Here is an 11,519-nt window from a genome sequence, read left to right on the forward strand (position 1 = left end):
CAGCGAGCTGCGGGGGCCTTCAACGTATTGCCCGGTGAGAGCAATGGCGGAGGATACGAGATTCGAACTCGTGAGGGGTTGCCCCCAACACGCTTTCCAAGCGTGCGCCCTAGGCCACTAGGCGAATCCTCCGCCGCAAACAATACAAGACGTTTGAGGGTGCTCGCGAACACGTTCCCCGTAGATCGTCCCCGGGAGGGTCCGCGGGGGTCCGAGGGAGGGGTCGGGGCCGGGTGGGGGCGGTGGGTGGGTGGACGGCGGGGGGTCGGGATCGGCTAAGGTGGGCGTCAGCCCCTCACGTGGCGCTATCTGACTGAACTCCCCCAGGGCCGGAAGGCAGCAAGGGTAGGTCGGCTCTGGCGGGTGCGTGGGGGGCCCTTGCGTGTCCGGGGGTGTGCGCTCGCGTGATCGTCTCCGGGGGCGGGGCCGGTTGTCGGTGCGCCCCGATAACCTCGTAGATGTGTCGTCCCTTGCGCTGTACCGCCGCTATCGCCCCGAGTCCTTCGCCGAGGTCATCGGTCAGGAGCATGTCACTGACCCCTTGCAGCAGGCCCTGCGGAACAACCGGGTCAACCACGCGTACCTGTTCAGCGGGCCGCGCGGGTGTGGGAAGACGACCAGTGCCCGCATCCTCGCGCGCTGTCTGAACTGCGAGCAGGGACCGACGCCGACGCCGTGCGGGGAGTGCCGGTCCTGCCGTGACCTGGCGCGCAACGGGCCGGGTTCGATCGATGTGATCGAGATCGACGCCGCCTCGCACGGTGGTGTGGACGACGCCCGCGACCTGCGGGAGAAGGCGTTCTTCGGGCCCGCGTCGAGCCGGTACAAGATCTACATCATCGACGAGGCGCACATGGTCACCCCGGCGGGGTTCAACGCCCTGCTGAAGGTGGTCGAGGAGCCGCCGGAGCATCTGAAGTTCATCTTCGCGACCACCGAGCCCGAGAAGGTCATCGGCACGATCCGGTCGCGTACGCACCACTACCCGTTCCGGCTGGTGCCCCCCGGGACGCTGCGGAGCTACCTCGCCGAGGTGTGCGGCAAGGAGAACAGCCCGGTCGAGGACGGTGTGCTGCCGCTCGTCGTGCGGGCCGGTGCGGGTTCCGTCCGTGACTCGATGTCCGTGATGGACCAGTTGCTGGCCGGCGCGGGCGAGGACGGTGTGACCTATGCCATGGCGACCTCGCTCCTCGGGTACACGGACGGGTCCCTGCTCGACTCGGTCGTGGACGCCTTCGCGGCCGGTGACGGGGCGGCGGCCTTCGAGGTCGTGGACCGGGTGGTCGAGGGCGGTAACGACCCCCGTCGCTTTGTGGCCGATCTGCTGGAGCGGCTGCGTGACCTGGTGATCCTCGCCGCGGTGCCGGACGCCGGGGACAAGGGGCTCATCGACGCCCCCGCCGACGTGGTCGAGCGGATGCAGGCGCAGGCCGCCGTCTTCGGCGCCGCCGAGCTGAGCCGTGCCGCCGACCTGGTCAACGAGGGGCTCACGGAGATGCGTGGGGCGACCTCGCCGCGGCTTCAGGTCGAGCTGATCTGCGCCCGTGTGCTGCTGCCCGCCGCGTTCGACGACGAGCGTTCGCTCCAGGCCCGGCTGGACCGGCTGGAGCGCGGCGCCTCCTTCGCGACGCCCGGAGCCGGTCCCGCCGTGGGGTACGTACCCGGGCCGGAGGCCCACGCGGCCGGTGCGGCGCTGCCCGGCGGGGGGCCCGCCGCCGCGCGGGCCGCGGTGCGGGGAGAGGCGCCCAGTACCGCCCCCGCTCCCGCCGCAGCCCCCCCGGCGCCCCAGACAGCTGCCCAGGGTGCTCCCCCCGCCGCGCAGCCTTCGCCCGGCATGGCTCCGCCCGCCGCGCCCGCCGTGCCGACGGCTCAGCAGACGCCGCCGGTCCAGCACTCCCAGGCCCAGCAGCCCCAGGCCCAGGAGGCTCCCGCCGGGCCCGGTGGCGCGCGGCCCGGTGCCTGGCCGACCGCCGCTGCGGCCGGAGGCGGGCCAAGTGGTGCCGAGGCCGCGCGCCGGCCCGGCGGCTGGCCCACCGCGGCCGCTCCCGGCCGCGCCGCGCCCCCGCAGCCCCCGGCGCAGTCCCACGCCCCGGCCGCTCCGGCGCCCGGTCCCGCCGGGCCACCGGCCGGCGGCCCGGACATGGCCCAAGGCGCGGCCCAGGTACGGAACATGTGGCCCGACATCCTGGAGGCGGTGAAGAACCGCCGCCGTTTCACCTGGATCCTGCTCAGCCAGAACGCCCAGGTCAGCGGGTTCGACGGCAGTACGCTCCAGCTCGCCTTCCTCAACGCCGGAGCGCGGGACACCTTCGCGAGCAGTGGCAGCGAGGACGTGCTGAAGCAGGCGCTGGCCGAGCAGTTCAACGCCACCTGGCGCGTCGACGCCGTCGTCGACCCGTCGGGCGGTGGCGGCGCGCCCCCGCAGTCGGGCGGCGGTGGCGGTCGGCCCCCGGCCTCCGGCCCGTACCAGGGCGGTGCACCCGCCGGCGGCGGGTACCAGGCCGCACCGCCCGCCCCGCAGGCGCCGTCGTACGAATCCCGGCCCGCCCCCGCCCAGCAGCCCCCGGCACCGGCTCCGCAGTCCCCGCCCCCGCCGCAGCACTCCGGGCGGCCCGAGCCGTCGGGGTACGACCGTGCCCCGGCCCCCGAGCCGCCGCACGCGGTCGCGCCCGAGGACGACACCGCCGAGGCGGATGACCCGGACCTGGTCGACTCCGCGCTGTCCGGGCACGACCTGATCGTCCGTGAGCTCGGCGCCACGGTCATCGAGGAGTTCACCAACGAGCAGTGAGCGGGCCGTCCGCCGCCCGGCACCTGGGACGAGGCCTGGACGGGCGGCCCCGCCGTCCTACGGTGCTCAGTCCGTCCGGCCCCACGGGCCGGAGAGTCCGCCAGGTCCCAGGGCCGAGCCCGTCAGGCACCAGGACCGCGAGCCCCGCAGGTCCCACGGACTGGAGGCCGTCAAGGGCGTTCGGTCCCGGCGACTAGGCTGCACCCCGTGAAGGTCCTCGTCATCGGCGGCGGCGCCCGCGAACACGCCCTGTGCCGCTCTCTCTCCCTCGACCCCGTGGTCACCGATCTGTACTGCGCTCCCGGCAACGCCGGTATCGCGGAGGTGGCCGAACTGCACCCGGTCGACGCGCTCGACGGCGATGCCGTCGCGCGTCTCGCCACCGAACTGGGCGCCGGACTGGTGGTCGTCGGCCCGGAGGCACCGCTTGTCGCCGGTGTCGCCGACGCCGTGCGCGCGGCCGGCATCCCCTGCTTCGGCCCCTCGCGCGAGGCGGCACGGCTGGAGGGCTCCAAGGCGTTCGCCAAGGACGTCATGGCCGGCGCCAACGTGCCCACGGCCCGTAGTTACGTCTGCACGACGCCCGCGGAGATCGACGAGGCGCTCGACGCCTTCGGCGCCCCGTACGTCGTCAAGGACGACGGGCTCGCCGCGGGCAAGGGCGTCGTCGTCACCGACGACGTCGGTGCCGCCCGCGCCCACGCGCTGGCCTGCGACCGGGTGGTCATCGAGGAGTTCCTCGACGGCCCGGAGGTGAGCCTCTTCGCGATCACCGACGGTACGACGGTGCTGCCCCTCCAGCCCGCCCAGGACTTCAAGCGGGCCCTGGACGGCGACGAGGGCCCGAACACCGGGGGCATGGGGGCGTACTCCCCGCTGCCGTGGGCCGACCCGAAGCTGGTCGACGAGGTCCTGCGGACCGTGCTCCAGCCGACCGTCGACGAGCTGCGCCGCCGGGGCACCCCCTTCTCCGGACTGCTGTACGCGGGCCTGGCGATCACCTCGCGCGGTGTCCGGGTCATCGAGTTCAACGCCCGCTTCGGCGACCCGGAGACCCAGGTGGTCCTGGCCCGGCTGAAGACCCCGCTGGCCGGCGTCCTGCTCGGGGCGGCCGACGGCACCCTGGACACCGTGCCCCCGCTGACCTGGCACGACGACGCCGCCGTCACCGTCGTCATCGCCTCGCACAACTACCCCGGCACCCCGCGCACCGGAGACCCGGTCAAGGGACTGGACGAGGTGGCGGCACAGGATGCCCCGCACGCGTTCGTCCTGCACGCGGGTACCCGGAAGGACGGGGACGCGGTGCTCAGCGCCGGAGGGCGCGTGCTCTCGGTCACCGCGACCGGCAAGGACCTCTCCCAGGCCCGTGAGCGCGCCTACGCCGCCGTGGGCCGGGTCCGGCTCGACGGCTCCCAGCACCGCACGGACATCGCCCGCAAGGCCGCCGAGGAGGCCTGAGCGGGTGTCCCGGAGGCCGGCCGGTCACCGGCCTCCGGGACACGGCCTCGCCCGTACCGGCTGCCGTGGTCCGTACCCCGCACCGGGTGCCCCGTGTCCCGTGTCCCGTGTCCCGTACAGGCTGCCCCATGTCCCGTACCGCGCCTCCCGTGCCCGGCGCCTCCTCCGGAGGGGTCGGGCACGGGCGTGTCCGGAGTCGTGCCGGCGGGCCTGTGCGCGGGGGGCGCTCGTATCACCGGAGCGCTGTACGCTCGCGCGTCAGCAGCTTTGCCCAAAGCCATTCCATCGGGTGACGGCTCGGCCATCCGGATGACGGCCGCCGAGGCCCCAACTAGGGTGCGGCGCAAGCTTTCCGGCACTTGGCCCACCGGCATTGCGATGTCGGTGGGCGGTGCCACAGTGGGGGAGTGACCAACACCGTCGCGGGGGCAGAGGGGGTGACGTCCGGCCGTGTCCGCTACCGGTTCGGTTGAAGAGCTGGGCACGCGGTCCGCGCGCGCCCGTGCCCTCGCTCTGCTGCGCGTCCGCAGCAGAGCGACGGCCCTGGCGGTCCTGCCCGCCGCGGCAGCCGTCGTGCTGTTCGTCGTCGGTGCCCAGGGGTACATCGGCGGCGCGGCGTGGGAGACGGCACGCTGGGTGGTGACGGGCTGCGCCGTGGTGGTCCTGCTGGTCGCCGCCGGGGTCGCCGTCGCGGTGGCCCGTGCCAGGCCCGCGGTCAGCCCGACCGTGGCCCTCACCGAAGAGGCCGCCCCCGACCTCTACCGGCTCGTCCGGGAGCTCGCGGACCGGCTCGACGTCCCCGCGCCGTCCGCCGTGGAGCTGACCCCGGACTGCGACAGCTGGCTGGAGGACCGTACGCACCCGGCCGCCCGGCCCAAGGCGCTGGGCGGGCGCCGGGGCCGGCGCGCCCCGGACGCCCCCGTGCTGGTCATCGGCTCGCCGTTCCTGTGGTGGATGCGGGTCGCCGAGCTGCGCGCGGTGCTCGCCCCGGTCGTCGCGGGCACGGGGCCCTCGGCGCACCCGGACATAGCCGCCGCCCGGCGCTTCGTACGAGGGCTGGACGCCGCGGTCGCCGACGCGGCCGCGCCCGGCCGGGGAGCGTTCCGGGGGATCCCGGCGGCCTTCGTCGGACGGGTCGCCACCCTGCTGCTGCGCGGCTGCCGGTCCCACGCCGCCGAGATGGAACGCTCCGTGGCGGCCGCCGCGTCGGTCCGTGCACAGGGGGTGGACTACGGCCTCCGGATCGTCGCGCAGGAACAGGTCGGTCTCGCCTACGCGGGCTGGGACCGGCTGCTGACGCGGGTCGCGCTGCCGGCCTGGCGGATGGGCCGCTGGCCCTCCCGGCTGGACGCCGGAGTCGTTTCCGCGCTGACCGAGCTCTCCCGCCGCGACCGGCTGGCCGAGGGCTTCACGTCCCGGCTCGGGGAGCGCCCCGCCTGCGACCTGATCGAGGAGCCGGGCACCGCCGACGAGGCGGCCTCGCTGCTGGCCGCCCGGCTCTTCCACGGCGGACCGGCCCGGAGCGGGCCCGGCTGGTCCCCCGTCGACTGGCAGCAGTACCCGGACGAGGTCGTCGACCGGAAGTGGCGTACCGAGGCGGCCCGTCTGCACCGTGTGCTCGACTCCCTGGGGGTGGCCGCGAGCGTCTCCGTGGGGGCGCCGGGTACGCCGGCGGTCGGCGGGAGTGCCGGGCACACGCTGGCCCGCGTCATCGACCACCTGGCGCTGCCCGGACAGAACGCCGAGGAGCTCGCGGCGGGCATCGGCGCCGCCGTCGCCCGTGACGAGGCGGCGCCCCACGGCGTCCGCGGTGCGCAAGGGGCCCCGGGGACGCGGCCCGGCGAGCAGGGCGGCTCCGGCCCGTCCGGCGCACCGGCGCCGTCCGGCCCCAAGGACGGCACCGCTTCCGCAGACCCCCTGGAGCTGTGGGGCTCCGTCCCGCTGCCACTCTTCCCGCTCCAGCCGCCCCGTACGGGCACGGAGCTGCTGGCAGACCACGTCGTGGCCATGGTCTGCTGCGCGGCCGTGGACACCGCGGGCGCGGCCCCGGGGCTGGACTGGCTCGACGGGCCCGCGCTCCTGGTCGACGGCAGGCGCGGGGCGGACGTGGGCGGGCCCGTCCTCAGCCTGGTCGAGGACGGCGACGCGGAGCCGTTGCGGTCCTGGCTCTCCGCCGTGGGAGTCCGCGCGGACAAGCCCGTACGCCTCGTCTGAGCGGCGGGCCGGACGGCGGCCCCCGAGCCCCCCGTACGCGTCGTACCCCGTCGCGCCCCGTCGTGCCTCTCGCTCCCACCGTGAACGCCACCCCGTCCCCGCGTGCCCCGTCCGGGTGGCGCAGCCCCCGGAACGGCGCGCGGGGCGCTCGCGGCGGCGTGAAGGCACGCCCGCGCGTCGTCCCCGGCGTCGCGCACGCTCCCGGCGCACCGCAGGGCCTGGTACGGCCCGTCACGCCCTGTTCGCACGGTCGTGCGTTCATAAAAGACGCGAGATGTCATACATACGCCCCCCATACGCGGAAGAATGCGCTCCGCACGCGTCAATTCGCGACGAACGGTGACGGAGTGCATGCGGGATGTGATGTGCTGGAGTCGGCACCCGGCATCCGGGGCGACAGAGTGGTCGGGGGAAGAGGGAGGGGAGCGGCATGGGGGCTGAGCACATCAGGCGGTGGGAATCGGGGGCGCTGGCGCATGCCGTGAGCGATCCCTTCGGGCAGGGCCCGCTGCCCTGGCTGCGCGGCAGCGAGAACTACTTCGACGACACCGGCCACGTCGTCCCCTGGTACGCGGACCCCGATCTCGGCCGCGCGGGCAGCGGGGGCGGTACGCGTACCGCCGACGACGTGCACCAGCAGATCAAGGGGTTCGCGTCGCCGGGCGCGGCCGCCCCCGGCGAGGCCATCGACTTCCACATCACGGTGGACCCGCCGCAGCAGTTCTCCGTGGACGTCTACCGCATCGGCCACTACGCGGGCGACGGCGCCTCCAAGATCACCACGAGCCCCCGGCTCCCCGGCATCGTCCAGCCGGCCCCGCTCGCCGCCGAGCGGACGGTCTCCTGCCACCACTGGTGGCTCTCCTGGCGGCTCCAGATCCCCGGCTACTGGTCGGTCGGCGCGTACGTCGCCGTACTCACCACCGCCGACGGGCACCGCTCGCACGTCCCGTTCACCGTTCGCGACGACCACCCGGCCGACCTGCTGCTCCTGCTGCCGGACATCACCTGGCAGGCGTACAACCTCTACCCCGAGGACGGCCGCACGGGAGCCAGCCTCTACCACGCCTGGGACGAGCGGGGCAGGCTGCTGGGGGAGGAGGACGCGGCCGTCACCATCTCCTTCGACCGCCCCTACGCGGGCGCCGGACTGCCCCTGCACGTGGGCCACGCCTACGACTTCATCCGCTGGGCCGAGCGCTACGGCTACGACCTCGCGTACGCGGACGCCCGCGATCTGCACGCCGGCCGGGTCGATCCCGGCCGGTACCGCGGGTTGATCTTCCCGGGACACGACGAGTACTGGTCGGTCCCCATGCGCCGTACCGCGGAGCTGGCCCGGGACACCGGCACCTCGCTGGTCTTCCTGTCCGCCAACACCATGTACTGGCAGGTCGGTCTCTCGCCGTCCGCCTCCGGGGTGCCGGACCGGCTGCTGACCTGCCGCAAGCGTCGCGGGCCGGGGAAGTCCGCGCTCTGGCGCGAGGTGGACCGCCCCGAGCAGCAGTTGCTCGGCATCCAGTACGCGGGCCGGGTCCCCGACCCGCACCCCCTGGTCGTACGGAACGCCGGGCACTGGCTCTGGGAGGCCACCGGGGCGGGCGAGGGCGACGAGATCGACGGGCTGGTGGCGGGCGAGGCCGACCGCTACTTCCCGCGTACGACCCTGCCCGAGCACGAGAACCGCATACTGCTGGCCCACTCCCCCTACCAGGACAGCGAGGGCGCCACCCGGCACCAGGAGACCTCGCTGTACCGGGCCCCCTCGGGCGCGCTCGTCTTCGCCTCCGGCACCTTCGCCTGGTCCCCGGCCCTGGACCGCCCCGGCCACGTGGACCCCCGGATCCAGCGGGCCACGGCCAATCTGCTCGACCGGATCTGCAAGCGCGACTGAACTCCCGCGTCCGATCACCGGAAAGGCGGAGAGGCGGAGAGACGGGAAGACGGAGAGACGGGAAGACGGGAAGGTGTCCCGCGTCCTCCCTGGTCCCGGCGGAGACCCCTGGCGGCGGGCAGCCGGTCCATGCGGGACAATCGGAACGACTCCTGGATCAACCTACGCGGAGGCAGCGTGTCCGGTTTCGTAGAAAAGCCCGAGCCCGTGCGGGTGCCGGGCCTCACCCATCTGCACACCGGCAAGGTGCGCGACCTGTACCGGAACGAGGCGGGCGACCTCGTCATGGTCGCCAGCGACCGCATCTCCGCGTACGACTGGGTCCTGCCCACCGAGATCCCGGACAAGGGGCGGGTGCTCACCCAGCTGTCGCTGTGGTGGTTCGACCAGCTCGCCGACCTCGTCCCCAACCACGTGCTGTCCACCGAGCTCCCGCCCGGCGCGCCCGCCGACTGGGCCGGGCGGACGATGATCTGCCGGTCGCTGCGGATGGTGCCCGTCGAGTGCGTGGCGCGCGGCTACCTCACCGGCTCCGGGCTCACCGAGTACAACGCGACGCAGACCGTCTGCGGCCTCGGCCTGCCCGCGGGCCTGGTCGACGGGTCGGAGCTGCCGGGGCCGATCTTCACTCCGGCCACCAAGGCCGCCGTCGGTGACCACGACGAGAACGTGAGTTACGAGACGGTCGCCCACGAGGTCGGCACCGAGACGGCGGCGACGCTGCGGCAGACCACGCTGGCCGTCTACAGCCGGGCCCGCGACATCGCCCACGGGCGCGGCATCATCCTCGCGGACACCAAGTTCGAGTTCGGCTTCGCGCCCACCGAGGACGGCGGCGAGGAACTGGTCATCGCCGACGAGGTGCTGACCCCCGACTCCTCGCGCTTCTGGCCCGCGGCGAGCTGGAAGCCCGGCACGGCACAGCCCTCGTACGACAAGCAGTTCGTGCGCGACTGGCTGACCTCCCCGGCCTCCGGCTGGGACCGGCACGGCGAACAGCCGCCCCCGGCCCTGCCCCAGGAGATCGTGGACGCGACCCGGGCCAAGTACCTGGACGCCTACGAGCACCTGACCGGTCTCAGCTGGGCGGACCGCCTGCGGTGACGGCAGAAGGCCCCGGTCACCAGGACCGGGGCCTTCTTGTGCGGAGCGGACGACCAGGTTCGAACTGGCGACCTCAACCTTGGCAAGGTTGCGCTCTACCAACTGAGCTACGTCCGCATGCGCCGTGGCGCGGAGACCACTATACCCAACCCCGCTGCCGGGCGAGACGCACAGCCGCGTGACGGTTCTCCGCACCCGTCTTGGAGACCGCCGAGGAGAGGTAGTTGCGGACCGTCCCCTGCGACAGCGAGGCCCGTTCGGCGATCTCCGCGACGGGCGCCCCGTCCGCCGCCAGCTCCAGCACCTCGGCCTCCCGGGCGGTCAGCGGCGAGTCCCCGGCGGAGATCGCGTCGGCGGCCAACTCCGGGTCCACGTAACGGTGTCCGGCGTGGACGGTCCGGACGATCTCGGCCAGGCGCCGGGCGCTGACCGTCTTGGGCACGAAGGCCCGCACGCCCGCCGCCAGCGCCCGCTTGAGATGGCCGGGGCGGCCGTGGCTCGTCACGATCATGGTCCGGCAGCCGGGCAGCGCGGTGCGCAGCGATGTGGCGACGCTCACACCGTCCGCTCCGGGCATCTCCAGGTCCAGGACCGCCACGTCGGGCCGGTGGGCCAGGGCCATCGCGAGCGCCTCCGGCCCGGTGGCCGCCTCGGCGACCAGGACGATGTCGTCCTCCAGGGCGAGCAGGGCGGCCAGCGCGCCCCGGATCAGGTGCTCGTCGTCGGCCAGCAGGACCCGGACGGGCCGTGGCGCGGATGTCATCGTCGTTCCTCCAGCGGGGACGGTACGGCGGTCCGGGGCGAGGGCAGGGGCACGGTCGCCGTCAGCCGGAAGAGGCCGTCTCCCGCCGGACCCGCCTCCAGCCGGCCGTCCAGCGCGCCCAGCCGTTCGCGGAGCCCACGCAGCCCCGAACCCGCGCCGGGGGACGCCCCGGCCGCGTCCTGCGGTACGCCGTCGTTCTCCACCACCAGCCGTACCGAGTCCCGGTCCGTGTCGAGGTGGATGGAGCACCGCCGGGGGTCGCCGTGCCGCAGCACGTTGGTGGCGGCTTCCCGGACGACCCAGCCGAGCGCCGACCGGACATCACCGGGGAGGCGTTCGCCGGGGCGGAGCCCGCCGTCCCGTACCGCGCAGGTGATGCCGGCGGCCTCCAGCACGCCCCGGGCGCCCGCGAGTTCGGTGGGCAGGTCGATCTCCCGGTAGCCGCGGACCACATCGCGGAACTCCTGCTGGGAGTCGCGGGCGATCCGCTGCACCTCGGTCATCTGGTCCACGGCCGCGGGCTTCCCGCGCTGCGCCAGCTCCACGGCCAGTTCGCTCTTCAGCGCGATCACCGCCAGGTTCCGGCCCAGTACGTCGTGCATGTCCCGGCCGAACCGCAGCCGCTCCTCGGCGACCGCCAGCCGGGTCTCCACGTCCTTGGCCTCGCGGAGCTTGAGCATCACTCCCAGCGACCACGCGGACACCCGCACCGTGGCGGAGACCAGGGCGTTGCCGAGGGCCACCGAGACGAACGTGGCCAGGGCGAAGAGGGCGTTGCCCCCGGCCGCCCACACGCCGCCGCCCACCCCGGCCGCCACGGCCACCAGGCAGACCGTGGACGTCCACACCGGCACCACGAGGACGAGGGAGGTCATGAACGGCAGCACCACGGCCGCCAGCGCCATCTGGATCTCGGGGAACTCGTCGGGGCCGGCGTACGCGCCGAGCGCCAGCACCCCCGCCGCGTTGGCCGCCATCAGGACGGCCGCCAGGATCACCAGCCGCGGTTCGGTGGTCCGCCGGCCGACGTAGCTGTCGAGGGTGCGGCCGACCAGCCGTGCCGCGCAGACGCCCTGGGCGACCGCGGTCAGGACCGTACCCGCGATCAGGACGGCGGGCGCGTCCGAATGCCGCACGGGGCGGGTCACCGACAGGAGGCCCTCGCAGAGGATCGCCCCCCAGACCAGCGAGTGCAGGGTGCCCCGCGTGTAGAGGTCGATCTTGTCGAAGCCGTCGCGCTTCTGCCATCGGCGTACGCGCGTGCGTACCCACACGGTTCCGCTTCCTCTCGC

The 11,519-nt window shown here is 74.2% G+C and carries 7 protein-coding genes, 2 tRNA genes and 1 other RNA gene; 6 read left to right on the top strand and 4 right to left on the bottom strand.

Annotated elements, in window-relative coordinates:
• Positions 1–44: 44 nt before the first annotated feature.
• A tRNA-Ser gene (locus tag B9S64_RS17090) sits at positions 45–132 on the bottom strand.
• Between the two features lie 154 nt (positions 133–286).
• Between B9S64_RS17090 and ffs the strand changes: the two genes are divergently transcribed.
• From ffs to B9S64_RS17120, 6 genes are all read left to right on the top strand, one after another.
• An RNA gene (ffs, locus tag B9S64_RS17095) (signal recognition particle sRNA small type) lies at positions 287–383 on the top strand.
• A 77-nt stretch (positions 384–460) separates the two neighbouring features.
• Positions 461–2,791: a DNA polymerase III subunit gamma and tau gene (locus B9S64_RS17100; RefSeq protein ID WP_109492065.1), complete on the top strand. Its 2,331-nt coding sequence runs from the start codon at positions 461–463 to the stop codon at positions 2,789–2,791.
• Positions 2,792–2,998: 207 nt separating this feature from the next.
• The gene (purD, locus tag B9S64_RS17105; RefSeq protein WP_103490975.1) at positions 2,999–4,252 is read left to right on the top strand and encodes a phosphoribosylamine--glycine ligase; all 1,254 of its coding nucleotides are present in this window, start codon (positions 2,999–3,001) and stop codon (positions 4,250–4,252) included.
• 450 nt (positions 4,253–4,702) lie between these two features.
• On the top strand, positions 4,703–6,466 hold the full coding sequence (locus B9S64_RS17110; protein ID WP_103490976.1) for a hypothetical protein: 1,764 nt from the start codon (positions 4,703–4,705) through the stop codon (positions 6,464–6,466).
• A 430-nt stretch (positions 6,467–6,896) separates the two neighbouring features.
• On the top strand, positions 6,897–8,360 hold the full coding sequence (locus tag B9S64_RS17115; RefSeq protein WP_103490977.1) for a N,N-dimethylformamidase beta subunit family domain-containing protein: 1,464 nt from the start codon (positions 6,897–6,899) through the stop codon (positions 8,358–8,360).
• 177 nt (positions 8,361–8,537) lie between these two features.
• Positions 8,538–9,464, top strand: coding sequence for a phosphoribosylaminoimidazolesuccinocarboxamide synthase (locus B9S64_RS17120; RefSeq protein WP_103490991.1), 927 nt, complete (start codon positions 8,538–8,540; stop codon positions 9,462–9,464).
• 44 nt (positions 9,465–9,508) lie between these two features.
• On the opposite strand, the gene B9S64_RS17125 is transcribed toward B9S64_RS17120, so the two are convergent.
• The 3 genes from B9S64_RS17125 to B9S64_RS17135 all read right to left on the bottom strand — a co-directional run bounded on the left by B9S64_RS17125 (position 9,509) and on the right by B9S64_RS17135 (position 11,501).
• Positions 9,509–9,581 (bottom strand) — tRNA-Gly (locus tag B9S64_RS17125).
• A gap of 22 nt (positions 9,582–9,603) precedes the next feature.
• Complete coding sequence (locus B9S64_RS17130; protein ID WP_103490978.1) at positions 9,604–10,227, bottom strand: response regulator transcription factor; 624 nt, start codon at positions 10,225–10,227, stop codon at positions 9,604–9,606.
• The gene (locus B9S64_RS17135; RefSeq protein WP_103490979.1) at positions 10,224–11,501 is read right to left on the bottom strand and encodes a sensor histidine kinase; all 1,278 of its coding nucleotides are present in this window, start codon (positions 11,499–11,501) and stop codon (positions 10,224–10,226) included. Before B9S64_RS17135 ends, B9S64_RS17130 begins: the two co-directional genes overlap by 4 nt.
• Positions 11,502–11,519: the final 18 nt, after the last annotated feature.

The sequence above is a fragment of the Streptomyces sp. SM18 genome (assembly GCF_002910775.2).
GTDB lineage: Bacteria > Actinomycetota > Actinomycetes > Streptomycetales > Streptomycetaceae > Streptomyces > Streptomyces halstedii.

Coding starts and splice junctions, on each gene's coding strand:
- B9S64_RS17115 (WP_103490977.1), top strand. CDS start 6,897: ATGGGGGCTGAGCACATCAGGCGGTGGGAATCGGGGGCGCTGGCGCAT.
- B9S64_RS17130 (WP_103490978.1), bottom strand. CDS start 10,227: ATGACATCCGCGCCACGGCCCGTCCGGGTCCTGCTGGCCGACGACGAG.